Source organism: Microbispora sp. H10830, from assembly GCF_014161375.1.
GTDB classification, from domain to species: domain Bacteria; phylum Actinomycetota; class Actinomycetes; order Streptosporangiales; family Streptosporangiaceae; genus Microbispora; species Microbispora catharanthi.
This window is the reverse complement of sequence record NZ_JABBWX010000016.1, coordinates 162,486-189,029: the sequence shown is the minus strand read 5'-3', so window position 1 is coordinate 189,029 and position 26,544 is coordinate 162,486. Positions and strand designations below refer to the sequence as shown.

General features: G+C 72.0%; 25 protein-coding genes and 1 tRNA gene. 22 read left to right on the top strand and 4 right to left on the bottom strand.

The annotated features are described in order from the left end of the window. The first annotated feature begins 37 nt into the window (after window positions 1-37). The 10 genes from HHX35_RS33715 (at window position 38) to HHX35_RS33670 (ending at window position 12,963) form a co-directional block, all read left to right on the top strand. Window positions 38-1,498, top strand: coding sequence for a hypothetical protein (locus HHX35_RS33715; RefSeq protein WP_182902687.1), 1,461 nt, complete (start codon window positions 38-40; stop codon window positions 1,496-1,498). A 76-nt stretch (window positions 1,499-1,574) separates the two neighbouring features. Then, a complete protein-coding gene (locus HHX35_RS33710) occupies window positions 1,575-2,456 on the top strand; it encodes a phosphotransferase family protein (protein ID WP_182902686.1) in 882 nt (293 codons plus the stop codon). Window positions 2,457-2,505: 49 nt separating this feature from the next. Beyond that, on the top strand, window positions 2,506-4,428 hold the full coding sequence (locus HHX35_RS33705) for a TIGR03960 family B12-binding radical SAM protein (RefSeq protein ID WP_182902685.1): 1,923 nt from the start codon (window positions 2,506-2,508) through the stop codon (window positions 4,426-4,428). A 109-nt stretch (window positions 4,429-4,537) separates the two neighbouring features. Beyond that, the gene (locus tag HHX35_RS33700; RefSeq protein ID WP_205825934.1) at window positions 4,538-5,254 is read left to right on the top strand and encodes a TIGR03936 family radical SAM-associated protein; all 717 of its coding nucleotides are present in this window, start codon (window positions 4,538-4,540) and stop codon (window positions 5,252-5,254) included. Window positions 5,255-5,357: 103 nt separating this feature from the next. After that, window positions 5,358-8,285 (top strand): Rne/Rng family ribonuclease, encoded by a 2,928-nt coding sequence (locus tag HHX35_RS33695; RefSeq protein ID WP_182902684.1) that lies wholly within the window; start codon window positions 5,358-5,360, stop codon window positions 8,283-8,285. A 187-nt stretch (window positions 8,286-8,472) separates the two neighbouring features. Beyond that, window positions 8,473-8,787, top strand: a complete 315-nt coding sequence (rplU, locus tag HHX35_RS33690) for a 50S ribosomal protein L21 (RefSeq protein ID WP_030505848.1) — start codon at window positions 8,473-8,475, stop codon at window positions 8,785-8,787. Window positions 8,788-8,832: 45 nt separating this feature from the next. Then, a complete protein-coding gene (gene rpmA, locus HHX35_RS33685; protein WP_030505847.1) occupies window positions 8,833-9,090 on the top strand; it encodes a 50S ribosomal protein L27 in 258 nt (85 codons plus the stop codon). Window positions 9,091-9,186: 96 nt separating this feature from the next. Continuing rightward, a complete protein-coding gene (obgE, locus tag HHX35_RS33680; protein ID WP_182902683.1) occupies window positions 9,187-10,536 on the top strand; it encodes a GTPase ObgE in 1,350 nt (449 codons plus the stop codon). 25 nt (window positions 10,537-10,561) lie between these two features. Further along, on the top strand, window positions 10,562-11,692 hold the full coding sequence (gene proB / locus HHX35_RS33675) for a glutamate 5-kinase (RefSeq protein ID WP_285780892.1): 1,131 nt from the start codon (window positions 10,562-10,564) through the stop codon (window positions 11,690-11,692). Window positions 11,693-11,706: 14 nt separating this feature from the next. After that, entirely contained in the window at window positions 11,707-12,963 is a 1,257-nt protein-coding gene (locus HHX35_RS33670) for a glutamate-5-semialdehyde dehydrogenase (RefSeq protein WP_182902682.1), read from the top strand. A 3-nt stretch (window positions 12,964-12,966) separates the two neighbouring features. Here HHX35_RS33670 and HHX35_RS33665 read toward each other — a convergent pair whose 3' ends face one another. Further along, window positions 12,967-13,641, bottom strand: coding sequence for a response regulator transcription factor (locus HHX35_RS33665; protein WP_182902681.1), 675 nt, complete (start codon window positions 13,639-13,641; stop codon window positions 12,967-12,969). Window positions 13,642-13,806: 165 nt separating this feature from the next. Between HHX35_RS33665 and HHX35_RS33660 the strand changes: the two genes are divergently transcribed. Then, window positions 13,807-15,405: a serine/threonine-protein kinase gene (locus HHX35_RS33660; RefSeq protein WP_182902680.1), complete on the top strand. Its 1,599-nt coding sequence runs from the start codon at window positions 13,807-13,809 to the stop codon at window positions 15,403-15,405. A 76-nt stretch (window positions 15,406-15,481) separates the two neighbouring features. On the opposite strand, the gene HHX35_RS33655 is transcribed toward HHX35_RS33660, so the two are convergent. Then, complete coding sequence (locus HHX35_RS33655) at window positions 15,482-16,492, bottom strand: M48 family metallopeptidase (RefSeq protein WP_396781339.1); 1,011 nt, start codon at window positions 16,490-16,492, stop codon at window positions 15,482-15,484. 113 nt (window positions 16,493-16,605) lie between these two features. On the opposite strand from HHX35_RS33655, the gene nadD reads away from it, so the two are divergent. Then, window positions 16,606-17,217, top strand: a complete 612-nt coding sequence (nadD, locus tag HHX35_RS33650; RefSeq protein ID WP_182902679.1) for a nicotinate-nucleotide adenylyltransferase — start codon at window positions 16,606-16,608, stop codon at window positions 17,215-17,217. Here nadD and HHX35_RS33645 read toward each other — a convergent pair. Then, complete coding sequence (locus HHX35_RS33645) at window positions 17,180-18,376, bottom strand: MFS transporter (RefSeq protein WP_182902678.1); 1,197 nt, start codon at window positions 18,374-18,376, stop codon at window positions 17,180-17,182. The genes nadD and HHX35_RS33645 overlap by 38 nt on opposite strands. Window positions 18,377-18,446: 70 nt before the next feature. Here HHX35_RS33645 and HHX35_RS33640 point away from each other — a divergent pair, with 70 nt between their 5' ends. The 5 genes from HHX35_RS33640 to HHX35_RS33620 all read left to right on the top strand — a co-directional run bounded on the left by HHX35_RS33640 (window position 18,447) and on the right by HHX35_RS33620 (window position 20,679). After that, window positions 18,447-18,968, top strand: coding sequence for a transcriptional regulator (locus tag HHX35_RS33640; protein WP_182902677.1), 522 nt, complete (start codon window positions 18,447-18,449; stop codon window positions 18,966-18,968). Between the two features lie 131 nt (window positions 18,969-19,099). Beyond that, on the top strand, window positions 19,100-19,504 hold the full coding sequence (rsfS, locus tag HHX35_RS33635) for a ribosome silencing factor (RefSeq protein WP_139576244.1): 405 nt from the start codon (window positions 19,100-19,102) through the stop codon (window positions 19,502-19,504). A 25-nt stretch (window positions 19,505-19,529) separates the two neighbouring features. Beyond that, complete coding sequence (locus tag HHX35_RS33630) at window positions 19,530-20,165, top strand: histidine phosphatase family protein (RefSeq protein WP_139576245.1); 636 nt, start codon at window positions 19,530-19,532, stop codon at window positions 20,163-20,165. Window positions 20,166-20,256: 91 nt separating this feature from the next. Further along, window positions 20,257-20,329, top strand: a tRNA-Ala gene (locus tag HHX35_RS33625). A gap of 116 nt (window positions 20,330-20,445) precedes the next feature. Then, on the top strand, window positions 20,446-20,679 hold the full coding sequence (locus tag HHX35_RS33620) for a hypothetical protein (RefSeq protein WP_220506200.1): 234 nt from the start codon (window positions 20,446-20,448) through the stop codon (window positions 20,677-20,679). Window positions 20,680-20,695: 16 nt separating this feature from the next. Here the strand turns inward: HHX35_RS33620 and HHX35_RS33615 are convergent, their stop codons facing one another. After that, a complete protein-coding gene (locus tag HHX35_RS33615; protein ID WP_182902676.1) occupies window positions 20,696-22,081 on the bottom strand; it encodes a peroxidase in 1,386 nt (461 codons plus the stop codon). A gap of 145 nt (window positions 22,082-22,226) precedes the next feature. Between HHX35_RS33615 and HHX35_RS33610 the strand changes: the two genes are divergently transcribed. From HHX35_RS33610 to HHX35_RS33590, 5 genes are all read left to right on the top strand, one after another. Then, window positions 22,227-23,321 carry a glutamate--cysteine ligase gene (locus tag HHX35_RS33610; RefSeq protein WP_139576248.1) on the top strand — a complete coding sequence of 365 codons (1,095 nt, stop codon included), beginning with the start codon at window positions 22,227-22,229 and terminating at the stop codon, window positions 23,319-23,321. A 75-nt stretch (window positions 23,322-23,396) separates the two neighbouring features. Beyond that, complete coding sequence (locus HHX35_RS33605; protein ID WP_182902675.1) at window positions 23,397-23,750, top strand: hypothetical protein; 354 nt, start codon at window positions 23,397-23,399, stop codon at window positions 23,748-23,750. After that, entirely contained in the window at window positions 23,747-24,133 is a 387-nt protein-coding gene (locus tag HHX35_RS33600) for a hypothetical protein (RefSeq protein WP_182902674.1), read from the top strand. Before HHX35_RS33605 ends, HHX35_RS33600 begins: the two co-directional genes overlap by 4 nt. Before the next feature lie 155 nt (window positions 24,134-24,288). After that, on the top strand, window positions 24,289-25,650 hold the full coding sequence (locus HHX35_RS33595; protein WP_259405639.1) for an MFS transporter: 1,362 nt from the start codon (window positions 24,289-24,291) through the stop codon (window positions 25,648-25,650). Window positions 25,651-25,723: 73 nt separating this feature from the next. Beyond that, the gene (locus HHX35_RS33590) at window positions 25,724-26,386 is read left to right on the top strand and encodes an SRPBCC family protein (protein WP_182902673.1); all 663 of its coding nucleotides are present in this window, start codon (window positions 25,724-25,726) and stop codon (window positions 26,384-26,386) included. Window positions 26,387-26,544 lie beyond the last annotated feature (158 nt).

The following is a 26,544-nucleotide window of genomic DNA, read 5'->3' as shown; positions in this document are numbered from 1 at the left end:
GGGCGTTAGCGTGCGGGTGTCACCACTGGGAGAGCCGATGACGACACCCTCACGCGGCGGGGACCGGTCCGCCATCCAGATCGCCGGCGGCATCCGCGAGCGCACCCTCGCCGCTCTCGGAGAGCCGCCGACGACCGCGGTCTTCCATCAGATCGCCGACGAGATCCACCTCTGCTGCCCGCAGCTGACTCGTTTCAAGTGCCTGCGCCTGGCGTACGGGTGGACGGTCGAGGAGGCGATCGAGCGCTTCCACACGATGTGCGACCGCGAGCAGATCAAGCGCAGGGGGCTGAGCGAGCGGTCCTGGCGGGAGTGGGAGGCCGGGGCCCGGCCCGACCGCGACTACACCGACCTGCTGTGCCGCCTGTTCGAGACGGGCCCGGTGCAGCTCGGGTTCGCCCGGGACTACACGCCCCCGGAGATGCGCCGCCCCGCGGCGTGGCGGCGCCCCGCCGCGCCCGACCTGATCAGCGCCGCCGCACAGGAGGCGAGCGAGCACGCCGAGCGGGTCGAGACGAGCGAGATCGGCGACAGCACGCTGGAACGGCTGCGCACGCAGGTGATCTGGCTGTCCCGGCGGTATGTCTGGGAGGCGCCGCTGCCGCTGTTCGTGGAGATGCGGGCGCTGCAGGAGCAGACCCGCCGGGCCCTGGAGCGGCACGTCCACCCGGGCCAGGCCGGTGAGCTGTACTTCCTGGCGGGAACGCTGTGCGGGCTGATGGCCAACGCGAGCATGGACATGGGCCGGCGCGTGCCCGCCGACACCCTCGCCCGCGCGGCGTGGACGTACGGCAGGATCGCCGGCCACCGGTCGCTCATGGGCTGGGCCCGCGGCATGCAGGCGTCGGTCGCGCTGTGGGACCGGCGGTATGAGGACGCGGCGGGCTACGCCGAGGACGGCCTCACGCAGCTGCCGCGGGGTCAGGGCGGCGCGCGGCTGCACATGCTGCGCGCGCGGGCGGGGGCGATGCTGGGCTGGACTCGCGAGGCCGAAGACGACCTGCTCAAGGCGGCGGACGCCCGCGAGTCGGGCGCCGGGGACGAACTGCACGACGGGTTCGCCGGGGAGTTCTCCTTCCGGCCCGCCAAGCACGCCTACTACACGGCGGTCACGCACCTGCACCTCGGCCAGCCCGTCCGGGCGATCGAGCAGGCCCGCACCGCACTCGACCTGTACGAGCGGGAGGACCGGCAGAACAGGTCGTACGGCTGTGAGGCGATGGCCGGGGCCCACCTCGCGGTCGCGCACCTGATGGAGGACGACCCGGGCGGGGCCGAGCAGGCCCTGACCCCGTTGCTGGCCCTGCCGCCCGAGCGCAGGATCGACAGTCTCGCCGAGACCCTGCAATCCACCCGGACGATGGTGCGCGGCGCTCTCGCCGAGCGGCTGGAGTCGTTCTGCGCGACCGGCCTGCCGCAGTCGGCCGCCCGGGCGCTGCCCGAGGCACTGTCCGAAGCAGTGCCCGAGGCACCGCGCAGTGAGGGGGACATGCGATGAGCGAGCGGAGCGAGCGAATCAACAGACACAGCGCCTTTCGCGCATGCGACTCCGAGCCGCTGGGCGAGGAGGTGGCATGAGCATTTCCACCGTCGCCGGCACCCCGCCCGCGCTCGCCGAGGCGTGCCGCCAGGCGGGGCTGAGCGCCGACGGCGCCCGGCTGCTGCGCAGTTTCGCCAACACGGTGTACCACCTGCCGGGGGAGGGGGTCGTCGTCCGCCTCGCGGAGGCCGGCACCCCCGGCAAGTACGACCGCCTGGTCACCTCGCTCAAGGTCACCCGCTGGCTGCACGAGCAGGGCTTCCCCGTCACGCTGCCGCTCGACGTGCGCCAGCCGCTGGCCGTCGAGGGCTGCCTGGCGACCTTCTGGCACTACGAGGACGGCGCGGACGACGGCGACCCGGTTCCGCTCGGCCTGCTGCTGCGGTGGCTGCACTCCCTGCCGCCGGTCCCGTTCGCGCTGCCGACCTACGACCCCTTCGGCCGCGTGCGGCGGGCCGTACGGGCCAGTCTCGTGCTGGACGGCGAGGAGCGGGAGTGGCTGCTGGGCCGGTGCGCGGCGCTGGAGGAGGCGTACTACGAGCGGGTCGAGTTCGTCCTGCCGTACGGGCTGGTCCACGGGGACGCGCACCGGGGCAACCTGATCCGCACCGCGGACCGGATCCTGCTGTGCGACTGGGACTCGGCCAGCGCGGGGCCGCGCGAGATCGACCTGGTGCCCACCCTGCAGGGCGCCAGGTTCGGGCTGTCGGACGCGCAGCGCGACGGCTTCGCCCACGCGTACGGGTGCGACATCAGGGACTGGCCGGGCTATCCGGTGCTCCGCGACATCAGGGAGCTGCAGACGCTGACGGCCGTGCTGCGTATCGGGCACCGGGACGTCGCGGCGCACGTAGAACTGCGCCACCGCCTGGCCTCGCTGCGCGCGGGCGACGACCGGATCTGGCACCCCTTCTGAGGACGGAAGATCCGCAGGGGCCACTCCCCGGAGCCGATACCCTGGATGCATGTCTGTCGAGTCGTTGTTTCCCCGCCTGGAGCCGCTGCTGCCCAAGGTGCAGAAGCCGATCCAGTACGTCGGGGGCGAGCTGAACTCGACGGTCAAGGACTGGGACGAGGCGACCGTCCGGTGGGCTCTGATGTACCCGGACGCCTACGAGGTCGGCCTGCCCAACCAGGGGGTGCAGATCCTCTACGAGATCCTCAACGAGCTGCCCGAGACACTGGCGGAGCGCACCTACGCGGTGTGGCCCGACCTCGAGGCGCTCATGCGATCCGAGGGCGTCCCGCAGTTCACCGTGGACGGGCACCGGCCGGTTCGCGCGTTCGACGTCCTCGGGGTGTCGTTCGCGACCGAACTCGGCTACACGAACCTCCTCACCGCGCTCGATCTGGCGGGGATCCCGCTGGAGGCGGCGGACCGCACCGACGAGGATCCGATCGTGCTGGCGGGCGGCCACGCCGCGTTCAACCCGGAGCCGATCGCCGACTTCCTCGACGCCGCCGTGCTCGGCGACGGCGAGCAGATCGCCATCGCGATCTCCGAGGTGCTGCGCGAGTGGAAGGCCGAGGGCTCGCCCGGCGGCCGCGACGAGCTGCTGCTGCGCCTCGCCTCCACGGGCGGGGTGTACGTCCCGAAGTTCTATGACGTCGAGTACCACCCGGACGGCCGCATCATGCGCGTCGTCCCCAACCGCGACGGCGTGCCGACGCGCGTGTTCAAGCACACGGTCATGGACCTCGACGAATGGCCGTACCCGAAGAAACCGCTGGTCCCGCTCGCCGAGACCGTGCACGAGCGGTTCAGCGTCGAGATCTTCCGGGGTTGCACCCGGGGCTGCCGCTTCTGCCAGGCGGGGATGATCACCCGTCCGGTCCGGGAGCGGTCGATCACCACGATCGGCGACATGGTCGAGGCGGGGATCAGGGAGTCCGGCTTCAGCGAGGTCGGGCTGCTGTCGCTGTCCAGCGCGGACCACTCCGAGATCGCCGATGTCACCAGGGGTCTCGCGGACCGCTACGAGGGCAGCCAGGTCGGTCTGTCCCTGCCGTCCACCAGGGTCGACGCGTTCAACATCGACCTGGCGAACGAGCTGTCCCGCAACGGCCGCCGTTCCGGTCTCACGTTCGCGCCGGAGGGCGGATCCGAGCGGATGCGCAAGGTGATCAACAAGATGGTCACCGAGGAGGACCTCATCCGCACGGTCACCACCGCCTACTCCAACGGCTGGCGGCAGGTGAAGCTCTACTTCATGTGCGGGCTCCCGACCGAGGAGGACGAGGACGTCCTCGGCATCGCCGACCTGGCCAAGAAGGTCATCAAGGCGGGCCGCGAGGCGACGGGCTCGCGCGACATCCGCTGCACCGTCTCCATCGGCGGGTTCGTGCCCAAGCCGCACACCCCGTTCCAGTGGGCCGCCCAGTGCGACCACGAGACGGTGGACCGCCGGCTGCGCACGCTGCGCGACGCCCTGCGCTCCGACAAGGAGTACGGCAGGGCCATCGGCTACCGCTACCACGACGGCAAGCCGTCGATCGTGGAGGGGCTGCTGTCGCGGGGCGACCGCCGGGTGGGCAGGGTCATCCGGGCCGTCTGGGAGGACGGCGGCCGTTTCGACGGCTGGAGTGAGCACTTCTCGTTCGAACGGTGGATGGCCGCGGCCGAGCGTGCCTTCGCCGACGAGCCGGTCGACGTGGACTGGTACACGACGCGCGATCGGGACGAGCACGAGGTGCTTCCCTGGGACCACCTCGACGCCGGCCTCGACCGCGAGTGGCTGTGGCAGGACTGGCAGGACGCGCTCAACACGGTCGAGGTCGAGGACTGCCGCTGGACGCCCTGCTACGACTGCGGTGTCTGCCCCACGATGGGGACGGAGATCCAGATCGGCCCGACGGGCAGGAAACTGCTGCCACTCACCGTGATCTGACGCTCACGGCCTATTCTGAAAGACGATCGACCGAAAGCGGAAGGACGACGGAACTCTGAAACCCGTTCCCGACGGGCCCGCGCCCGAACCCACCGTGCAGCGCCTTCGCGTGCGCTATGCCAAGCGGGGCCGCCTGCGCTTCACCAGCCACCGCGACATCTCCCGCGCCGTCGAAAGGGCGGTGCGGCGAGCCGGTATTCCGGTGGCCTACAGCGCCGGCTTCAGCCCCCACCCGAAGATCTCCTACGCCGGCGCCGCCCCCACGGGAGTGGCGAGCGAGGCCGAGTACCTCGAGATCGGAGTGAACCGGCCGTGCGACCCGCGGCGGGTCCGCGACGACCTCGACGCCTCGCTGCCGCCGGGACTGGACGTGCTCGATGTGGTGGAGGCGCGGGACGGGAACCTCGCCGACCGGCTGGAGGGCTCGATGTGGGAGCTGCGGCTCCCCGGGGCCGATCCGGCCGAGGCCGAGCGGGCGGTGAAGGAGTTCCTCGCGGCCGACCTGGTGGAGGTCGAACGTCTGACCAAGAAGGGAATGCGGCGGTTCGACGCCCGCCAGGCGGTGCGTTCGCTGGCCGTAGTGGAGGGGCCGGGAATTACGGCAGGTCAGGAGACCGTTCAACCGTGTGTCATACTTCGTATGGTTGTTCGGCACGAAACACCTGCCGTGCGGCCCGATGACGCGCTCATGGGTCTGCGTCTCGTGGCAGGCTTCGCGCCGCCGTCACCCGCAGCGGTGACCAGGCTGGCGCAGGGGCCGCTCGACGCGATGACCGGTGAGCCCGCCGACCCGTTCGCCTTCGACCGGGCAGGCGGAGACCGATAAGACTTGCCGCCGAGGCACCGACAGGAAGCCCGGCGGACCGCGAGAGACGAGAGCCTCCGCGCGGCGCGGCAACGTGCCCGGAGGCTGACGGGAGAGCGCCCGCATGCTCGACAACGAGCCCACTGACGGGGCTGTGAGCCTTGACGGTGACACGACAACAGAAGAACGCGGCCAGGCCGGGGAGGACACGGTTTCCTCCGGTCCGTCCGGCGTGTCCACGACCCCGCGCCGCCGGTCGGCGAGCCGCCCGGCCGGGCCCCCGCCCGAGCCGGACGACCTGCCGCCGCCGGTGACCACGGTGGCCGCGGCCAACAAGCCGAAGGCCGCGGAAAGCACCGAGCCGAAGGCTGCCGAAAGCGCCGAGCCGGAGGCTGCGGAGGGCGCTGCGCCGGAAGCGGCCGAGCCGACCGCGGTGACCCCCGCGCAGGAGGAGCCTGTCGCGAAGGAACGGCCCAAGCGCGTCACCCGCCGCCGCACCAAGACCGCCGAGGAGCCGATTGCCGAGGAGCCGCCGGCCGCCGGGGAGCAGGTGCCGGTCGCGGCGGAGACGGTGACGGCCACAGCGGAGCCGGTGCCGGCCGCGGACGACGAGCCGGCCGCGCCCACGCGGCGTCGCCGTACCCGCAAGAGGACCGACGAGACCGAGCCGTCCCCGCAGCCGGAGCAGGCCGAGGAGACGGTGCAGGCCGCGCAGGCAGCGCAGGCCGAGGAGCCCGTCGCCCCTAAGCGCCGCCGCCGCGCCCGCGCTGTAGAGCCGGAGCCGGAACGATCCAGGGCGATGAGCGCCGCCGAGGCGGAGGTCGCCGCCGCGCTGCGGCTCAACCTCCCCGACGAGGAGCCGCTGGACGACGAGCCGCTCGAAATCGAGGACGTCGACATTGAAGACGTCGAGGAGGACGGCGGGCGGCCGGACGTGGTGGCCGACCCCTTCGGTCTGTCCGCACGGCAGCCGTCCGTCCCCTCGGTGACCTTCCAGGCGCCGTCGGCGCTGTTCCAGCCGCTCTTCCAGGCCCCCGACCCGTTCGCGGTGCCCGTGCAGAGGCCCGCGTCGCCCGCGGCCGAGCCGGCGCCGGTGGAGGACGAGGAGGCGGAGGAGCCGGAGGAGACGGCCGAATCCGGCGAGGACGAGTCCGAGGGCGAGGGCGGCGCCCGCAGGCGGCGCCGCCGCCGGGGCGGACGCGGACGCGGTGCCCGCGCCAGGGACGCCGAGGACGGCGAGGAGCAGGACGGCGAGGGCGAGGAGCCGCAGGCCGCGTCGGCCGAGGAGGACGACCGCGAGCAGGCCGACGACGACTCCGAGGGCCAGGCCGGCACCCGCCGCCGTCGCCGCCGTCGCCGCCGGGGCACCGAGGAGGCCGAGCTGGCCCCCGACGACCCGCCGAACACCGTCGTCCGCATCCGGGCGCCCCGCGCCACCAGGTCCACCTCGGTGGACGAGGTCCAGGGCGTACGGGGATCGACCCGGCTGGAGGCCAAGAAGCAGCGCCGCCGTGAGGGCCGCGAGCTGGGCCGCCGCCGTCCCCCGATCATCACCGAGTCGGAGTTCCTGGCCCGGCGCGAGTCGGTCGAGCGAATCATGGTCGTGCGCCGCCAGGGCGGCCGCACCCAGATCGCGGTGCTCGAGGACGGCATCCTCGTCGAGCACTACGTCGACCGGGAGTCCAGCCAGTCGTACGTCGGCAACGTCTACCTCGGCAAGGTCCAGAACGTGCTGCCCTCGATGGAGGCGGCGTTCGTGGACATCGGCAAGGGCCGCAACGCCGTGCTGTACGCCGGCGAGGTGAACTTCGACACCGCGGGGCTGGAGGGCCAGCCCAAGCGGATCGAGGCGGCGCTGAAGTCCGGGCAGTCGGTGCTCGTCCAGGTCACCAAGGACCCGATCGGCCACAAGGGCGCCCGGCTGACCTCCCAGATCAGCCTCCCCGGCCGCTACCTGGTCTACGTGCCGGACGGCTCGATGACCGGGATCAGCCGCAAGCTGCCCGACAAGGAGCGGACCCGGCTCAAGCAGATCCTGCGCAAGGTCATGCCGGAGAACGCGGGCGTCATCGTGCGCACCGCCGCGGAGGGCGCCTCGGAGGAGGAGCTCAGCCGCGACGTCGCCCGGCTGTCGGCCCAGTGGGAGAACATCCAGCGCAAGGCCAAGTCGGCCAGCCCGCCGGAACTGCTGTCCGGCGAGCCCGACCTGACCGTCCGGGTGGTCCGCGACGTCTTCAATGAGGACTTCAGCTCCCTGGTCGTCGAGGGCGACGAGGCGTGGACGACGGTGGACGAGTACGTCCGCTACGTCGCCCCGCACCTGGCCGAGCGGCTGTCGAAGTGGGAGGAGGAGACCGACGCGTTCTCCGCCTACCGCATCGACGAGCAGATCGCCAAGGCGATGGAGCGCAAGGTGTGGCTGCCGTCCGGCGGCTCGCTGGTGATCGACAGGACCGAGGCGATGACGGTCGTCGACGTCAACACCGGCAAGTTCACCGGGCAGGGCGGCAACCTCGAGGAGACCGTCACCCGCAACAACCTGGAGGCGGCCGAGGAGATCGTCCGCCAGCTCAGGCTGCGGGACATCGGCGGCATCATCGTGATCGACTTCATCGACATGGTCTTGGAGAGCAACCGCGACCTGGTGCTCCGGCGGCTGCTGGAGTGCCTGGCGAGGGACAGGACCAAGCACCAGGTGGCCGAGGTCACCTCGCTGGGTCTGGTGCAGATGACGCGCAAGCGGGTCGGTCAGGGCCTGCTGGAGGCGTTCTCCACGCCGTGCGACTGCTGCCACGGGCGCGGGATCATCGTGTCGACCGAACCGGTCGAGGCGAAGCCCGAGCCGCGCGGCACGCAGGGCAAGATGGCCATCGAGAAGGCGGTGGCCGAGAAGATGGCGGCGGGCGAGGGCTCCGTCGCCGCGGCGGCGGGCTCGGTGCGCGAGAGCGTCACCGACGCCATCGACGCCGATCCCACCGACTCAGACGAGGGCGAAGGCTCCACGCCGTCTTCCCGGGGACGGCGACGTTCCCGCAGGAAGACGGCGGAGTAACGACTTCGTCACCCGGCGGTCCGCTCGGTTCGACCTGGGTGCCGGATATCCGGTACCCTGGTCATCCGGTGCGCCTGGTGTCGGCGTGCCTGGCTTCGCGCGCCTGCCCGGATCGCCGGTCGTGTATCGACAGCAGCTGGATGCGGGGCGCGGCATCTCAGCATTTAGCCAGTAGAAGGGTTCCGCGGTGTACGCGATCGTTCGTTGCGGCGGCAGGCAGCAGAAGGTCTCCGTCGGGGACGTCCTCGAGGTGGACAAGGTCGCCGGTGAGGTTGGCTCCTCGGTGTCGCTGCCGGCGGTGCTCGTCGTCAACGACGGCGATGTCACCACCGACGCTGCCACGCTTTCCCGGTTCCAGGTGACCGCCGAGATCCTCGGCGAGACCAAGGGACCGAAGATCCGGATTCTGAAGTACAAGAACAAGACCGGATACAAGAAGCGCCAGGGTCACCGCCAGCGGTACACCCAGGTCAAGGTCACCGGCATCAACCCCGGACAGTAGTTTCCCGGGGGACGACCCCCGCTTACCCCCGAAAGGGAGTGAATCATGGCACACAAGAAGGGCGCCTCGTCCACCCGGAACGGCCGTGACTCGAACGCTCAGCGCCTCGGTGTGAAGCGTTTCGGCGGTCAGCTGGTGAACGCGGGCGAGATCATCGTCCGTCAGCGCGGCACGCACTTCCACCCCGGCGACAACGTCGGCCGTGGTGGCGACGACACGCTGTTCGCCCTGGCCACGGGCCGGGTGCAGTTCGGCACCAAGCGCGGTCGCCGCGCGGTGAGCATCGTCCCGGCCGCGGAGTAGATCCGCCCCGGACACCAGCAAGCAGCGCGATGAGGCGGATCGAGCATTCGGTCCGCCTCATTCGTTTTTCCGTACAGCAGTGAGGGGGAGCGGCTGATGGCCGACTTCGTGGACCACGTCGTCCTGCACATCAAGGCGGGTGACGGGGGCAACGGCTGCGCCTCCATCCACCGGGAGAAGTTCAAGCCGCTCGGCGGGCCCGACGGCGGCAACGGCGGACGCGGCGGCGACGTCATCCTGGAGGTGGATCCCAACACCGCCACCCTGCTGGAGTACCACCACCGGCCGCACCGCCGCGCGGGCAACGGCAAGCAGGGCATGGGCTCCAACCGGGACGGCGCCAACGGCGAGGACATCGTCCTGCCGGTGCCCAACGGCACGGTCGTGAAGGACGCCAGGACCGGCGAGGTGCTGGTCGACCTGGTCGGCGCCGGGACCCGCTACGTCGCCGCGCAGGGCGGCTTCGGCGGCCTCGGCAACGCCGCGCTGGCCAACGCCAAGCGCAAGGCTCCCGGGTTCGCGCTGCTCGGCGAGCCGGGTGACGAGGCCGAGATCGTGCTCGAACTCAAGACCGTCGCCGACGTGGCGCTGGTCGGGTTCCCCAACGCGGGCAAGTCGTCCCTGATCGCGGCGCTCTCCGCGGCCCGCCCCAAGATCGCCGACTATCCGTTCACGACGCTCATCCCCAACCTCGGCGTGGTGACGGCGGGCGAGACGGTCTTCACGGTCGCCGACGTGCCGGGGCTCATCCCGGGGGCGTCGGAGGGCCGGGGTCTCGGTCACGAGTTCCTGCGGCACGTCGAGCGCTGCTCGACGATCGTGCACGTGCTCGACTGCGCGACGATCGAGCCGGGGCGCGACCCGGTCACCGACTTCGAGGTGATCGAGGCCGAGCTGGCGGCGTACGGCTCGCTGCAGGACCGGCCGCGGCTGGTCGCGCTGAACAAGGTGGACGTCCCCGACGGCCGGGAGCTGGCCGACATCGTCACGCCCATGCTGGAGGAGCGCGGGCTGCGCGTCTTCGAGATCTCCGCGGCCAGCCACGAGGGCCTGCGGCCCCTGGCGTACGCGGTGGGGGAGATGGTGGCGGCGGCGCGGGCGCAGGCCCCGGTGGAGGAGCCCACGCGGCTGGTCATCCGGCCCAGGCAGCTCGGCGAGACCGGGTTCGCCGTACGCCGGATCGACGAGAACCGCTTCCAGGTGAACGGCGAGAAGCCCGAGCGGTGGATCCGCCAGACCGACTTCTCCAACGACGAGGCCGTCGGCTATCTGGCCGACCGGCTCGAACGGCTCGGCGTCGAGGAGGCGCTGATCAAGGCTGGCGCGACGGCCGGCGCCGAGGTGATCATCGGTCCGATGGAGGGCGGCTACGTCTTCGACTGGCAGCCGTCGCAGGCTACGGAGGCGACGATGGGCCCGCGTGGCACCGACGCGAGGCTCGGCTGATCAGGGGGCCGGAGTGGGAGATGGCGTGACAGGCAGGGAGCGGATCCGCGAGGCCGCGCGGCTGGTGGTCAAGGTGGGGTCGTCGTCGCTGACGACGTCCCGGGGCACGATCGACGTCGACCGGGTGGACGCGCTGGTCGACGTGCTGGCGGCCCGGCGCACGGCCGGCACGCAGATCGTGCTCGTGTCGTCCGGCGCGATCGCCGCCGGGCTCGGGCCGTTAGGGCTGCGCGACCGGCCCAAGGACCTGGCCACCCAGCAGGCGGCCGCCTCGGTCGGGCAGGGCGTGCTGGTCGCCCGCTACACCTCGTCCTTCGCCAGGTATGGCCTGCGCGTGGGGCAGGTGCTGCTGACGGCCGACGACATGATGCGCCGCTCGCACCACCGCAACGCCCAGCGGACGCTGGCCCGGCTGCTCGAGCTCGGCATCGTCCCCGTGGTCAACGAGAACGACACGGTGGCCACCGACGAGATCCGGTTCGGCGACAACGACCGGCTCGCGGCGCTGGTGGCCCACCTCACGCACGCCGACGGCATGGTGCTGCTGTCGGACGTCGACGCCTTGTACGACGGCGACCCGCGCAAGGACGGCGCCCAGCGGATCGCCGAGGTCCGGGGGCCTGAGGACCTGGAGGGCGTCGAGCTGGGCACCTCCGGCCGGGTCGGCACCGGCGGCATGATCACCAAGGTGGAGGCGGCCCGCATCGCCACCGGGGCGGGCGTCCCGGTGGTGCTCACGGCGGCGGCGCACGCGGCGCAGGCGCTCGCCGGCGCCGACATCGGCACCTGCTTCCACCCGGGAGGCCGCCACCCAGGCACCCGGCTGCTGTGGCTGGCCCACGCGACGACCGGCAGGGGCCGCCTCCACCTGGACGCGGGCGCGGTCGAGGCCGTGGTCGATCGGCGCAAGTCGCTGCTGCCCGCGGGCGTCGTGAAGGTTGAGGGCGACTTCGCCGCGGGCGACCCGGTCGACCTGTGCGCGCCGTCGGGCGCCGTCGTCGCCCGCGGTCTGGTCAACTATGACGTGGGGGAGGTCCCCGACCTGCTCGGCCGCTCCACCCGGGAGCTGGCCAGCACACTCGGCCCGGAGTACGAGCGCGAGCTGATCCACCGGGACGACATCGTGATATTGGAGCCTGTTCACCACCACAAGTGACGGAGCGCGAGGCAATGTCTGAGGCAGAGGAATTTCTGAAGGTCGCGCGGGCGGCGAGGGACGCCGCGACGGTGCTCGCGCCGATGCCGCGCGCGCCTAAGGACGCGGCGCTGCGCGCCGTGGCCGACGCACTGGAGGCGGCCACGGACGAGATCGTCGCGGCCAACGCCGTGGACGTGGACCGGGCCAGGGAGAACGGCACCTCCGAAGCGATGATCGACCGGCTGCGGCTCGACGCGGGCCGGATCGCCACGATCGCGTCGGCCGTCCGCCAGGTGGCCGACCTGCCCGACCCGGTCGGGGAGGTCGTGCGCGGCAGCACGCTGCCCAACGGCCTGGAGCTGCGTCAGGTGCGGGTGCCCCTCGGCGTCATCGGCATCATCTACGAGGGCCGGCCCAACGTGACCGTGGACGCGGCCGCGCTCTGCCTCAAGAGCGGCAACGGCGTGCTGCTGCGGGGGTCGTCCAGCGCGTACTCCTCCAACGCCGCGCTGGTGCGGGTCATGCAGGAGGCGCTGGCGGCGACCGAGGTGCCGGCGGACGCCGTGCAGCTCGTGCCGGGCCAGACCCGCGAGTCGGTCAAGCACCTGATGCGCGCCCGCGGGCTGGTGGACGTGCTGATCCCGCGCGGCGGCGCCTCGCTGATCAACAGCGTGGTCGAGGAGTCGACCGTGCCGGTGATCGAGACAGGGGTGGGCAACTGCCACGTGTACGTGGACGCCGACGCCGACATCGACACCGCCCTGAAGATCCTGGTGAACGCCAAGGCGCAGCGGCCCTCGGTGTGCAACGCGGCCGAGACGCTCCTCGTGCACGCCGCCATCGCCGACGAGTTCGTCCCCAAGGCGCTGACGGCGCTGAAGGACGCGGGGGTGACCGTCCACGGGGACGAGCGCGTGCGGGCCTACGGCGCCGACGTCGTGGCCGCCGCCGAGGAGGATTTCACCACGGAGTACCTCTCCCTCGACATCGCCGCCGCCGTCGTCGACTCGCTGGACGACGCGGTCGCGCACATCCGCAGGTACGGCTCGGCCCACACCGACGCCATCGTGACCCGCTCCCAGCAGGCCGCCCGCAGGTTCGTGGCGACCGTGGACTCGGCGGCGGTCGCGGTGAACGCCTCGACCCGCTTCACCGACGGCGGGGAGTTCGGCTTCGGGGCGGAGATCGGCATCTCCACCCAGAAGCTGCACGCCCGGGGCCCCATGGGGCTGCCGGAGCTCACCTCCACCAAGTGGATCTACACCGGCGAGGGCCACGTACGGGTGTGACCGTCAGACACGGGTGAGCACGGGACGCGAGCCGAGGCCCGCGTCCCTGGCCCGCAGGGCCGCGTCCACCCGGCTGGGCGCGGCCAGCTTCGTCAGCACGTTGCTCACGTGGTTGCGCACGGTCTTGGTGGCCAGGCACAGCTCGCGGGCGATCTCGGCGTTGGACCTGCCGTCGGCCAGCCGCTCCAGGATCTCGTGCTCCCGCTGGGTGAGGCCGGGGAACGGGCTGCGGGCCTGCGGCGTGGTGAGACGGTCGAGGAGCCGGGGCGCCAGCCCGCCGCCGAAGACCACCTGCCCGAGCGCCACGGACCGTACCGCCGCCGCGATCTCCGCGGGCCCCGATCCCTTCAGCAGGTAGCCGTGCGCGCCGGCGCGCAGCGCGCTCGTGAAGCCCGTCTCGCCGTCGTCGGCGCCCAGCGCGAGCATCCGTACGGCGGGGCAGCGGCGGCGCAGGGAGCCGAGCGCGCCCAGCATGGCCAGGTCGGCCAGCAGCACCTGTGGCGACAGCCGTACGCACAGGCGCAGGGCGTCGAGGTCGTCGCAGGCGGTGCCGGCGACGGAGATGCCGGCCGCCTGCGCGGCTTCCTGCTGCAGGGCGGACCGGATTCCCTCGACGAACAGTGGGTGATCGTCGGCGACCACGACGGTGATCGCGCCGGAGGAGTCAGTCATCGTCATCTGTCTTCGTCTCGCCGGTGTCAGCGCGGGCCGGCGCTCCGGCCGCCTTGTCGATGAACAGACTGCCCTGGTGCGCTTGTGGGCCGGTTGGCATCGGCTTATGTGTGATTGGAACGGCGCGCCTCCGCCTATTCGGGCTGCCGGGCCGCTATGGTTGGCGCTCCTATGGCTGGACGTCTCGGGCGGGTCGGCCCCTACGCGCTGCTGGAGCGGCTGGGCCGGGGTGGCATGGGTGAGGTGTACCTCGCCGTCGGCCGCCGGGGCGACCGCGTCGCGGTGAAGATGCTCCGCGACCCCATCGAGAACGATCCCGACGCCCGATTAAGGCTCGAACGCGAGGTGCGGGCGCTGCGCCGGGTCGAGAGCCCGTACGTCGCCCAGGTGCTCGACGCCGACCTGTCCGGCGACCGGCCGTACCTCGTCATGGAGTACATCGAGGGGGAGAACCTCCTCGACGGCGTACGGCGTGGCGGGCCGCTGCAGGAGTCCCGGCTCATCACGCTGGCGCAGGGCCTCGCGGCGGCTCTGGCGATCATCCACGCGGGCGGGGTCGTGCATCGCGACGTCAAGCCGGCCAACGTCCTGCTGGGCGAGGACGGGCCGGTGCTGATCGACTTCGGCATCGCCCAGGTGCTCGACGCGACGCGGGTCACGGTGACCGGCACGTTCCTCGGCACGCCCGGCTACTGCGCTCCCGAGGTCTTCGCCGACGAGACCGTGGGGGAGCCCGCCGACATCCACGGCTGGGCCGCCACGGTGGCGTTCGCCGCCACCGGACGGCCGACTTTCGGCCGGGGCACCGCCGAGTCCCAGATGTACGCGGTGCTGAACGGCAAGGCCGACCTGGTGGGGGTGCCGGCCGCCCTGCTGCCGCTCGTCCGCGCCGCCCTGCATCGCGACCCCGCCCGCCGCCCGACCGCCGCGTTGCTGGCCGACCGCCTGTCCCGGCTCGCGCGGGCCGCCGGGGAGGCGTCCGTCGCCGAGACCGCCACGCGTACGCCCGCGGAGGCGGCCCGGGCGCGTGCCGCGGCCGACGCGAAGCCGGTGGCGAAACCGGTGACCAGGAAGGCCGTCAAGACGGAGGACAGGCCGGTCAGGAAGGGCGCCGAGACCACGGCGCGGGAACCGGCGACGGCGGCCGAGCGGGCAGCCCGGCGCGGCGGCCCCGGCTCCGCCGCTCGCCCCCGGCGGGTGAGGGCGGCCACGGCCCTCGCCACCGCACCGGAGGGGGCGGAAGGGGCGCTCGGCATCCCGACCGGGAACGCGGCCCTGGTCCTGGTCGCGCTGCTCGCCGTTCCGTGCGTGGTGGCGTCGGTGGTCTACCCGCTCGCCACCTTCGCGATCACGGCGGCCCTCGCGGTGGTGATCAGAGCCGTGTGGACCAGTCACTGGCTCGTGCGGAGCCGCAAACCCGGCCGTGCCCGCGCCTGCCTGCGTGCGCTGGCGTTCCCGCTTACGCTGGCCGGTTCGCTGCTGTCTGCCGTCGCGTGGCCGGGGCTGCCCGCCGCCGCGGCGGCGTTCGCGGCGCTGTGGGTGGGCTCCGGGGGACGCCTGGAGCCCGAGTGGTGGTCTCAGCCGGTGCCCGTCACGATCGCCGGCGTGGCGTTCGGCGTCGTCAGTGGCGCGATCAACGGGCGGGAGATCGAGCGCGCGGGCGCGGCCATCCCCGGCCTGCGGCGGGAGGGCCTGCGCGCGCTCGCCGTCCTAGGCGGCTTCGTCGCGCTCTGCGCCGCAGCCGTCCGCGCCGTGGCCTTCTTCTTCTAGCGCTTCTTCTAGCGCTGCCGGGCCGACCCGGTGCTCAATCCTGCCGGCTCAGTTCTGCCGGCTCACTTCTGGCGGCTCAGTTCTCGCGCCGGGCGAACCGGTTGAAGATGCGCTCGCCGGCGTTGACCGCGCCCTCGGCGACGTCGCGCAGCACGCCGATGAAGGGGTCCTGCGACTGCGCCCACGACTCGCGGTAGGAGTTGGCCGCCGCCTTGATCTCCTCGGTGATGCTGGCGTTCGCGTCGTCCTCACGGCGTGGGTAGGTGCCGCCGATGATCCGGTCGTACTCTCCGCTGCGACGCCAGCGGTCGAGTTCGGCGACGCGGGTCACCGCGAACGGGTGGGTCGTGCCGAGCATGTTGAGGACCTTGAGCAGGCCGTCGCGCACGTCGCCCGCGGTGTCGTACTCCCTGGCCTGGTCGAGGAACGCCTCGATGTTCATCTCGTGCAGGCGGGAGCCGCCGGCGAGCTTCATGAGCGCCCGCAGCGCGGCGTCGGGGTCCTGCCCGGCGAGCAGGCCGCCGCGGTCGGCGGACATCTCCGCCTTGCGCTGCCATTCCTCCAGGGCGGCGACGATGACCCGCAGACCGATGTAGCCGAGCGGGATCCAGGCCACCCGGGTGGCCAGGCGGGTCAGGATCGCGAGCATCGTGCCGTAGACGGCGTGGCCCGACAGGATGTGCGAGGTCTCGTGGCCGATGACGAAGCGCAGCTCCTCGTCGTCCATGAGGTCGAGCAGCCCCGTCGAGACGATGATGAACGGCTCGTCGAAACCGATCGCCATCGCGTACGCCTTCGGGTCCTGCTGCACGTAGATCTCGGGGATGCGGTGCAGGTCGAGGATGTAGGCGCTGTCGCGGCCCATGTCGTGCAGGGCGCGAAACTGGGTGTCGGTCGTGCGCACCGCGGAGGCCAGGAACATCAGGCGGAGCCGACGCTCGCTGAACAGGCCGGACGTGCGCTTGAGCACCGCGTCGAATCCGGAGAGCGAACGCATCGCGACGAGCGCGGAACGGTCGGCGGGGTGTTCGTAGGCTCGCGAGCTGATGCCGGGCAGCTGCACGCGATTGCGATCGGGAGTGGTCATGTTCCGCATGCTATGTCTCACGGGCCGGACGCGCGCGGACGTCCGGGGAGCCCTGGCCGTCAGGGGAGGGCCGGTTTCCGGTGTGGTCCGCTAGGCGCGTTATCGTCCGTTTCATGCGTAACGGGACGGCGATCCGGCGACTGGGCGTGATGGGCGGGACCTTCGACCCGATCCACCACGGCCACCTGGTGGCGGCCAGCGAGGTGGCCCACCATTTCAACCTGGACGAGGTGGTGTTCGTCCCGACCGGCCGGCCATGGCAGAAGGCCGAGCAGAACGTGTCCTCGTCCGAGGACCGCTACCTCATGACGGTGATCGCCACCGCGTCGAACCCCCGCTTCTCGGTCAGCCGGGTGGACATCGACCGGCCCGGCCCCACGTACACGATCGACACGCTTCGTGACGTCGCCGCCGCGTACGGCCCGGACGTGGAGCTGTACTTCATCACCGGCGCCGACGCGCTCGCGCAGATCCTGAGCTGGCGCGACGTCGACGAGCTTTTCACCATCGCGCACTTCGTCGGCTGCACCCGGCCCGGCCACACGCTCCAGGACCCCGGCCTGCCCGCGGGCAAGGTCAGCCTGATCGAGATCCCGGCCCTGGCGATCTCCTCCTCCGAGTGCCGCGACCGGGTGGCCGCCGGGGAGCCCATCTGGTATCTGGTCCCCGACGGCATCGTGCAGTACATCAACAAGCGCGGCCTCTACCACGACCCGGAAAGCTGACCCCCGCGCCCGCGGCGAGCACGCCGGCGAACGCCGCCGCGTACAGCACCGGACGGTAGGAGGTCAGGGCGAGGAGCCCGGCGCCGAGCGCCATCCCCACAGCGGTCGGGACGAACAGGACGGTGTTGGCGGTCGCGGACACGGTGGCCAGCAGGTCGTGGGGCGCGATCCGCTGTACGGCGGTGAAGGCGGCGACCAGCACCCAGGGCAGCCCCAGCCCCGACAGCAGGCTCGCCGCCGTCACGACGGGCTCCCAGGGGACGGCGCGCAGTGCCACCGAGGCGGCGAACAGGAGTCCTCCGGCGGTGGACAGCCGCGCCTCGCCGGCCCGGCGCAGCAGCGGCCCCGCGATCAGGCCGCCGAGGACCGTGCCGCCGCCCTGGACCGCGGACAGCACGCCGGTGAAGCCCGGCTGCCGGTGCAGACCGTGGTCGACCACGGCGAAGACGACCGCGCCGTTGACGCCGGAGACCAGCATCAGCGCCGCCCCGGACAGCGTGAGGCGGCGCAGGAGCGGGTCGCGGAACAGGAAGCGCGACCCCTCCGCCGTCCGGGCCGCCCAGCCGCGCGTCACGCGGGCGGGCCGTGCGGAGCCGGCCGGGAGGCGCAGCGTGCCGAGCAGCCAGGCGCCGGCCGCGAAGGTGGCCGCGTCGAGCGCGACCACCGCGTCGCCGCCCGCGGCGGCGAACAGCCCGGCGCCCAGCAGGGGCGCGGCGAGGCGGGTGCCCTCCGACGCGCTCATGCGCAGCCCGTTGACCTCGGCCAGCATCGCCTCCGGCACGGCGGCGGGCAGGACGGCCGCCTCCGCGGCGTCGAGCACGACGAAGCTCACGCCGTACAGCAGGAGCACCGCGAACAGCAGCCAGACCTGCGCGGGGGAGCTGACCAGGAAGAGCAGGCAGAGCGCCGCCCCCATCACGACGTTGGTCCAGACGAGCACGGGCCTGGCGCCGAGGACGTCGACCGCCGCGCCGAGCGCGGGCCCGGCCGCCGTCGGCGCCCAGAAGCAGAACGCGGTGAGGCCGGCGAGGCTGTCGGAGCCGGTCAGCGACTTCACCCAGATGCCCGCGACCAGGGACATGGCCGTGGTGCCGAAACCGGAGACCGCGACGGCGCTCAGGTAACGGCGGGCGTTGCGGTCGGCGAGGGCGGCTCTCATGCCGGGGATCATCGCGGCAGCCAACCCCCAAGTCAATGCTTGGGGGTTGTGATGGTGTTAACTTTCCGCCATGGCGGAGGCGGATCCCAGGCTCAGGGCACTCGCGCATCCGGTGCGGCTGCGCATGCTCTCGCTGATGTGGGGCGCGCCCATGTCGGCGGCCGAGCTGTCCCGCGAACTGGGCATCTCACACGCTCTCGCCAGCCATCACCTGCGCTGCCTGGACGACGCCGGGCTGGCCGAGCTGGCCGACGTACGGGTCCGGCGCGGTGGCCGGGAGCGCCGCTACCGGGCGGCGGGGGGCACGCCGCTGACCGAGCAGCGGGACGGCTTCCCGCTGCTCGCCGAGGCGCTGGCGGGGTCGCTGCGCGAGCGGGCCGGGCGGCGGCGCGCGGGCGAGGAGGGGGTGACGGCCGACGCCGAGTTGTGGGTCGATCCCGAGCTGTGGAACGACGTCCGCAGCAGGATCCTCGCCGCGATCGTCGACCTGCACGAGGGCGCCGCGACCCCCCGTACGCCGGGGACGATCCGGGTCGGCGCCACTGTCGCCGCCTTCCCCCTGACGGAATCCGCGGGCTCTGAAGGACGTTGAACTCCTGATCCCGGGCATAACACCGGAATCGACAGGGTGTGCCGGTAGGGTCTCCCCGGGAAAGCCGGTTGTACGGGACACGCGGACTGTGCACCCTGGAAGAACCCGTCAACGGAGGACAGAACCGAATCGTGACAGCATCCGAGAGATCGATCCAGCTCGTGCGGGTGGCGGCCGAGGCCGCCGCCGAGAAGCTGGCCGACGACATCATCGCCTATGACGTGAGCGACCAGCTCGTCATCACCGACGCCTTCCTTCTCTGCTCCGCGTCCAACGACCGGCAGGTCCGCGCGGTCGTCGACGAGATCGAGGAGCGCATGCGCGTGGAGGCCGACGCCAAGCCCGTACGCCGTGAGGGCGAGCGGGAGGGCCGCTGGGTCCTGCTCGACTACCTCGACATCGTGGTGCACGTGCAGCACGAGGAGGACCGCAACTTCTACGCGCTGGAGCGCCTGTGGAAGGACTGCCCGTCCATCGAGCTGCCGGAGAGCGTCAAGCGCGTCGCCGAGCAGCGCGGGCACGGAGCGGCCCGGTGACCAACGCCATCATCGGGGCGGCGCGATGAGCCGTCGCGTCGTCTGCCTGCGGCACGGGCAGACGCTCTGGAACGTCGAGAAGCGCTTCCAGGGGCACACCGACATCGCATTGGACGAGACCGGCATCGCGCAGGCGGCCCGGGCGGCCTCCCTGCTCGCGGCCCTGCGGCCGACCATGCTCGTCTCCTCGGACCTGCGGCGCGCGTACGACACGGCCTCGGCCCTCGGCCGGCTCACCAGCCTCGACGTGGCCGTGGACAAGGACCTGCGCGAGCGCGGCGGCGGCGAGTGGGAGGGCCTGACCCGCGACGAGATCAGGGCGGGCTGGCCGGTCGAGTACGAGGCGTGGGAGGCCCCGGGCGGCGAGGACGTGGCGCACGTCGCCGACCGTGTGGCCGACGCCGTCGGGCGCTGGGCGTCCCGCCTCGACGAGGACGGCCTGCTGGTCGTCGCCTCGCACGGAGCCGCGCTGCGGCTCGGCATCTGCCGTCTGCTCGGGCTGCCGCAGGAGCTGTGGTCGGCGCTCGGCAGCCTGGGCAACTGCTCGTGGTCGGTGCTGGAGGAGGGCCGCCGCGGCTGGCGCCTGCTTGAGCACAACGCGGGGACGCTCCCCGAGCCGATCAGCAGCGACGACAGCCCCGCCGCCACCGCCGACGGCTGAGGCGTGTGAGGCCGGTGACGATTAGGTAAACGGACGGGCATACCTATATGCTCTCCGAGCGCCGCGCCGGGAACACCCGGGGCGGTGGCAAGGGGCTATAGCGCAGCTGGTAGCGCACCTCCATGGCATGGAGGGGGTCTGGGGTTCGAGTCCCCATAGCTCCACCCACACGGCTGGAACTCTCACGCGTGCCTCTCGCATGACCTGCGGTCCCGCTCAGGGCCTGGGCGCGGACGTTGACTCCCTGTCTCACCTGTAACCGTTCCGCACCTCGTCCGACGTGGACAGCACGGTCGTGGGCGTGTCGTCGCCCGGCTCCTGGCACACCTATCGCGCGTGGATCACCAAGGTGAGCGCCACGGACGTGGACATGGCCGTCCACCACGCCCGTGGCTTCGTCGGCAAGCCGATGTTGCTGATCATCAACCTTCAGGTGGAGGGCTCGTCCGGCTCCCCGGGCCCGAGCACCTACTACCGGGCCCGGAACGTCTACGTCGGCCGCTCCCGCGCCTGACGCGGGCGTCGGAGGATCACAGGCTCTTGAGGTAGGCGAGCGACGGCATGAAGAAGTACTCGCCGCCCTTCATCGTCACGGTCTGGGGGACCTGGCGCTGGGGGGCGCTGAGCTTCGCGCTGCCCCACGCCGTCGGGTAGCGCACCTTGACGTCCCGCTTGCCCTGGCCGATCACGGGGTCGTGGCCGGTGTCCCCGGCCGGGAAATCGGCGTTGTCGGCCCAGGTCTGCTGGGTGAACTCGAACTGGCCCTGCAGGCTGGAGTTGAACGCCATGAACAGCAGGCCCACCCCGCCGGTCGGCCGGGTCGTCGCGGGCGCGTCGTCCCACGGCTTGTCGGCGCGCCTGCCGTACGTCTGGCCGCGCCGGGCCATCATCACGCCGAGTGCGCGCTCCAGGCCGCCGTCCCGCGAGTCGCGGGGGTTGGCCTTGCGGATGTGCGCGCCGACCGGGCACTTGGCCCCGGGGTCGTCGCGGTAGCTGAAGTCGTTCTGCACCGGGTGGCCCTCGGAGCTCGGCTTGCCGTGCAGCCGCAGCGGGGTGCCGTTGCGGAACCGGCCCACCAGCATCGCGCCCGCGAGCGGCCGGTCGTCCCCCTTCAGGCCGAGCGCGTCGGCGAGAGCCTCCTCGGCCTCGCGGAACGCGCGGACGTTCTGCTCCAGCTTGCGCAGGACGAGATAGCTGCCGAAGTGCCGGCTCGGGTGGGGAGCGAGGGGATCGGGGACGAGCACGTGGCTCAGCGGGAAGAACGGGTTCCAGTTGGTGCCGGACTCGGCGGCCACCTGGTCGGCGAGGAACAGCGGCTGGCTGCGGCCGTCCACGTAGCCGAAGTGCTCGATGCCCCGGCCCTGGGCGTCGCGCAGGCCCTCGCCCTTCTCCTCGCCGACGATCTTCGCGGTCTTCGGCAGCAGCGCGAGGACGCGCTCGCGGGTGGCGGCGACCGGTTCGGGCGTGGCGTCGCCGATCAGCACGATCGCGTGGATCTCCTCCTGGTAGTGCTTCTCCCAGGCGCCGACCGCCGGGTCGCTCAACGTGTCCTTGCGCCGTTTCATCCCCGATTTGAACGCGTTGTCGGTGAATTTGCTGGTGGAGTCACCCAGTTTCAGATAGCCGATTTTGCTGATTCCGACGCCCACGTACGGCGTGCCGGGTTTCTTGGCGCGGTTGAAGTCGCGGACCTCCTCCAGGTGCTTCCTGGCCGATTTCATGAGCGGCACGAGGGAGCGCAGGAAGCGCCTGCCGTCCGGGCCGTCGCCGAAGTGCACGAGCAGCAGGGACATGTTCTCCCGTACGTGCGCCTGCAGGATGTTCGGCTGCAGGTTGTCGAGCATCGCCTTGGTGTCGGCGTCGAGTTTCGCCGAGTCCCATGCGAGCGGTTTGCCGTTGGACAGGTCGACTGGCATGTCGAATCCTTCCCCGTAGTGGAAATGTCGGACCCCCACCGATAAGAGCCATCATCCACGGAAAAGGTTCGGGGCGCTCCGGCTTTACCTGGACGAGAACGGGCCAGGTCAGGCCTATTCCGCACGACCGGGGTAGTGACCGGTCATGACGAAGAGACGGCCTGTCGGCGTTGAAGAGGAGTTCCTTGTCGTCGATCTCGAGACCCGGCGGCTGACACCGCTGGCGGAGTCGATGCTGGAGCGGCTGCCGGACGAGGGGTTCGCGGCCGAACTGCAGCGCTCGGTGGTGGAGACCAACAGCACCCCGATGGAGGACCTGGGCGACGTGCGGGCCGAGATCGTGCGGCTGCGCCAGGCGCTCGTGTCGGCCGGTGAGCCGCTGGGGGTGGGCGTGATCGCCTCCGGCACGACACCGATCACCGGCATCGAGGGCTACACGTTCACCCCGGGGGAGCGCTACGAGTACCTGTCGGAGTCCTACCGGTTCCTCGCCCAGGAGCAGCTCATCTGCGGGGCGCAGGTGCACGTGGAGATCGACGACAGGGACGTGGCGGTGCTCGCCGCCCAGCGCGTGGAGGCGTGGCTCCCCCCGCTTCTCGCGCTCAGCGCCAGCTCGCCCTACTGGATGGACGAGGACAGCGGGTATGCCAGCAGCCGGGCGCTGACCTGGCAGCGCTGGCCGACGGCGGGTCCGCTCGGCCCGTTCGCCGACGCGGCCGAGTATGACAGGACGGCCGAGGACCTGGTGGCCTCCGGCGTCATCGAGGACCGGGGCATGGTCTACTTCGACCTGCGGCTGAGCGCCCACGTGCCGACGGTGGAGATGCGCATCTGCGACTCCTGCCCGCTCGCGGACGACGTGGTGCTGCTCGCCGGTCTCTTCCGCGCCCTCATGACGAGGGAGACGGAGGCCGTGGAGCGCGGCGAGCCGCCGGTCGGCGAGCAGCGCCTGGCGCTGCTGCGGGCCGCCAACTGGCGGGCGGCCCGCGACGGGCTGGAGGGCGACCTGCTGTCGCCGGTGACGAGCAGGCCCGAGCCGGCCCCGCGGCTCATCACCGGGATGCTGGAGGAACTGCGGCCGACCCTGGAGGAGCTGGGCGACTGGGAGATCGTCTCGGAGCTCGCCGACGCGGCGCTGCGCCGGGGCAGCTCCGCCTCGCGCCAGCGAGGCGCGTACGCGGTCAACGGGAAGCCGGAGGACGCGGTCGACCTGCTGCTCGCGGAGACTCGGCAGCGCTAGGAGGGCGTGCGGCAGGGCGGGGGTGCGGGCCGATACCCTACTGGCCATGTCTGCGATCCCCGCCCTGAGCGCGGCATGAACGGCGCCTATTCGGGCTGGCTGATCGGCGCCGCCCTGCTGCTGGCGCTTGTCGGCGTCGTCACCGCCATTCGGGATCGGCCGATGGGGCCGGTGCTGCTGGCCGGGCTGGGACTGCTGGAGCTCGCCGTGCTCGCGCAGGCGGGCTTCGCGCTGGCCGGGCTCGGCCACGTGGTGGACAAGGCGACCTTCATCGGCTACCTGGCGGGCACCGTGGTGATCCCGCCCGCCGCCATGTGGTGGGGCCGGGCGGAGCGTACGCGCTGGGGCCCGGGGGTCATCGCCGTGGCCGCCTTCACCGTGGCCGTCATGACCGGGCGGTTGCTGCAGATCTGGAACGCCGGCGCATGAGCGCCCCTTCCGGCACAGGGCCGGGACGCGTGCTCGTGGCCGTGTACGGGATCTTCGCACTGGCCGCGACCTCCCGCGCCGCCGTGCAGATCGCCACGAGGTTCGCCGAGGCGCCGCTGGCGTACGTGCTGTCGGCGTTCGCCGGAGTGGTCTACATCGTGCTCACGGTGGCGCTGGCCCGGGGCGCACGGCGCGTCGCGGTCGCCGCCTGCCTGGTCGAGCTGGCCGGGGTGCTGGTCGTCGGCACCCTGAGCCTGGCGGACCCCGCCGCGTTTCCGCAGGCCACCGTATGGTCGGGGTACGGCAGCGGGTATGGGTACGTGCCGCTCGCGCTGCCCGTGATCGGCCTCCTGTGGCTGCTTCGCGGTGCCCGGCGTTCGTAACGAGTTCTCCGAAGCTGGAACAAATGAGAGCGATGGGGGCTTTGGTATGGTGTCAATCGTAGGATGACCCGATGAGGGGAGATGTTGCGGCGATGAGTGCCGTCGTGACGCGGAGGGGCGTGCTCCGGGCACCATGGAGAGCACAAGGCGGATCGATGGCGTGGTTGATCGCCGGGGGCATCGCCCTCGCCGCGTTGAACCTGCGCACCGCGGTCACCAGCGTGGGGACCGTCCTCGACCAGGTCAGCGCGGGATTGGGCCTGTCGGGGGCGATGACGGGGCTCCTCACCACGCTGCCGGTGATGAGCTTCGCCCTGTTCGGCGCCCTGACGCCGGCCATGTCCCGCAGGATGGGGGAGCACCGGCTGCTGCTGGGCGCGATCGTCCTGCTCGCGGCGGGGCAGGCCGCGCGCTCCCTCGTCGACTCGGCCGTGCCGTTCATGGCCGCGAGCGCGGTCGCACTGGCGGGCGGCGCGGTCGGCAACGTCGTCATCCCCGCGCTGATCAAGAGGCACTTCCCCCGGCGGGCGGGTGCGATGACCACCGTCTACTCGACGGCGCTCGCGGCCGGGACGATGGTCGCCGCCGCCGCGACCGTTCCCGTGCAGCAGGCCGCGGGAGGCAACTGGCATGTGGCACTCGGGGTGTGGGCGGCCCTGGCCGCCGTGGCCGCGATTCCGTGGCTCGCGCTCAGGCGCGGTGAGCCGGAGCGGCGCGACACATCCGCGAGGGCCGGAGCCGACGGCCTCCTGCGCAGCAGGCTCGCCTGGGCCGTGGCCGGATACTTCGGCTCGCAGTCGCTCATCGCGTACGTGATGTTCGGCTGGCTGCCGCTGCTGCTGCGGGACAACGGCTACACCGCCGGCCAGGCCGGCCTGGTCCTCGCCGTGTTCACCGGGCTCGGGATCCCCGTCTCCATGGCGGTGCCCGCCCTGGCGGCCCGGCTGTCCGGACAGCGCCCGCTGGTGATCGCCTTCGCCGTCCTCTACACGGCCGGCTTCGCGGGCCTGCTCACCGGGCAGGCGCTGTGGGCGTGGTCGATCCTCGTGGCCGTCGGCGGGGGCACGTTCCCGCTCGCGCTGGCGCTGTTGGCCATGCGGACCCGCACGGCGGCGGGCACCGCCGCGCTGTCGGCCTTCGGGCAGAGCACCGGGTATCTCATCGCGGGCGCAGGACCGATCACGTTCGGCCTGCTCCACCAGGTGAGCGGCGGGTGGGTGCTGCCGTTCGGGCTGCTGTTCGCCGCGCTCGCCGTACAGGTGGTGACCGGCTGGTACGCGGCGGCCGACCGCACCCTGGAAGACGAGACGTCGTCCGTGCCCGGTGGGCGGCGGGACGACCACGTCTCGCGGGGCGTGCGCGACCTCGTCGCGGGACGGGCGCGCCGGTCGGCCGAGAAGGCGCGGCGTGCGCGGTCGGGCGACGGGGACAAGGCGGCCCGGCCGCGCCTGGCCCGCCCGGCCGGACGGCACGGTGCGGGCCGGGGAGACGAGCGCCGCAGGTCGGCCACCCGCTGAGGCCGCGCACCTGGGTTTACGCCCTTCTCTCGGGGCAGGCGTAGTGCAGAAACCCACGAGAGAAGGAGAAGGCATGAGCTCGATCGAACAGTCCGTCGATGTGAATGTCCCGATCCGCACCGCGTACAACCAGTGGACGCAGTTCGAGAGCTTCCCGGAGTTCATGGAGGGCGTGGAGTCGGTCAAGCAGATCGGTGACACGCGCACCGACTGGGTCGTCGAGATCGCGGGCGTCCGCCGCGAGTTCGAGGCGGAGATCACCGAGCAGCACCCCGATGAGAGGGTGGCCTGGCGCTCGGTGGACACGCCGCGGCAGGCCGGCGTCGTCACCTTCCACCGGATCGACGACAACACGACCCGGGTCACGCTGCAGATGGAGTACGACCCCGAGGGCTTCCTGGAGAAGGCGGCGGACGCCCTGCAGATCGTCCGCATGCGCGTCAAGGGCGACCTGGAGCGTTTCAAGACGTTCATCGAGTCGCGCGGCGGCGAGACCGGCGGCTGGCGCGGTGAGGTCCCCGGCCCGCACCAGCAGGGCGGCACGGGCACCGGCGGCTTCGGCACGGGTTACGACATCGACGAGCCGATGCCGCCCCGGACCGTGAACCCCGAGTATCCGCGCGAGACGCCGCTGCCGCCGCCCGGCACCGGCCCGATCCCGCCCGCTCCCGGCACGGGTCCCGCCCCCGGCACCGGCCCGGTGCCGCCGCGCGACACGCCCGGTCCGGTGATCTGATCAGGCACCACACGAATAGGCCCGTCTCTCGTGAATCGAGAGACGGGCCTATTCGTTATATTCGAGTGATCGGAAATTTATTTAGCACTGATATGATGGAAAAACCGTGTTGTAGCCTCTCGGGCGTATCTCGTTGAATCAACCGAAAGGGATGTCGC

Coding starts and splice junctions, on each gene's coding strand:
- HHX35_RS33715 (WP_182902687.1), top strand. CDS start 38: ATGACGACACCCTCACGCGGCGGGGACCGGTCCGCCATCCAGATCGCC.
- HHX35_RS33710 (WP_182902686.1), top strand. CDS start 1,575: ATGAGCATTTCCACCGTCGCCGGCACCCCGCCCGCGCTCGCCGAGGCG.
- HHX35_RS33705 (WP_182902685.1), top strand. CDS start 2,506: ATGTCTGTCGAGTCGTTGTTTCCCCGCCTGGAGCCGCTGCTGCCCAAG.
- HHX35_RS33695 (WP_182902684.1), top strand. CDS start 5,358: ATGCTCGACAACGAGCCCACTGACGGGGCTGTGAGCCTTGACGGTGAC.
- rpmA (WP_030505847.1), top strand. CDS start 8,833: ATGGCACACAAGAAGGGCGCCTCGTCCACCCGGAACGGCCGTGACTCG.
- obgE (WP_182902683.1), top strand. CDS start 9,187: ATGGCCGACTTCGTGGACCACGTCGTCCTGCACATCAAGGCGGGTGAC.
- HHX35_RS33670 (WP_182902682.1), top strand. CDS start 11,707: ATGTCTGAGGCAGAGGAATTTCTGAAGGTCGCGCGGGCGGCGAGGGAC.
- HHX35_RS33665 (WP_182902681.1), bottom strand. CDS start 13,641: ATGACGATGACTGACTCCTCCGGCGCGATCACCGTCGTGGTCGCCGAC.
- HHX35_RS33660 (WP_182902680.1), top strand. CDS start 13,807: ATGGCTGGACGTCTCGGGCGGGTCGGCCCCTACGCGCTGCTGGAGCGG.
- HHX35_RS33655 (WP_396781339.1), bottom strand. CDS start 16,492: ATGACCACTCCCGATCGCAATCGCGTGCAGCTGCCCGGCATCAGCTCG.
- nadD (WP_182902679.1), top strand. CDS start 16,606: ATGCGTAACGGGACGGCGATCCGGCGACTGGGCGTGATGGGCGGGACC.
- HHX35_RS33645 (WP_182902678.1), bottom strand. CDS start 18,376: ATGAGAGCCGCCCTCGCCGACCGCAACGCCCGCCGTTACCTGAGCGCC.
- HHX35_RS33640 (WP_182902677.1), top strand. CDS start 18,447: ATGGCGGAGGCGGATCCCAGGCTCAGGGCACTCGCGCATCCGGTGCGG.
- HHX35_RS33630 (WP_139576245.1), top strand. CDS start 19,530: ATGAGCCGTCGCGTCGTCTGCCTGCGGCACGGGCAGACGCTCTGGAAC.
- HHX35_RS33615 (WP_182902676.1), bottom strand. CDS start 22,081: ATGCCAGTCGACCTGTCCAACGGCAAACCGCTCGCATGGGACTCGGCG.
- HHX35_RS33610 (WP_139576248.1), top strand. CDS start 22,227: ATGACGAAGAGACGGCCTGTCGGCGTTGAAGAGGAGTTCCTTGTCGTC.
- HHX35_RS33605 (WP_182902675.1), top strand. CDS start 23,397: ATGAACGGCGCCTATTCGGGCTGGCTGATCGGCGCCGCCCTGCTGCTG.
- HHX35_RS33600 (WP_182902674.1), top strand. CDS start 23,747: ATGAGCGCCCCTTCCGGCACAGGGCCGGGACGCGTGCTCGTGGCCGTG.
- HHX35_RS33595 (WP_259405639.1), top strand. CDS start 24,289: ATGGCGTGGTTGATCGCCGGGGGCATCGCCCTCGCCGCGTTGAACCTG.
- HHX35_RS33590 (WP_182902673.1), top strand. CDS start 25,724: ATGAGCTCGATCGAACAGTCCGTCGATGTGAATGTCCCGATCCGCACC.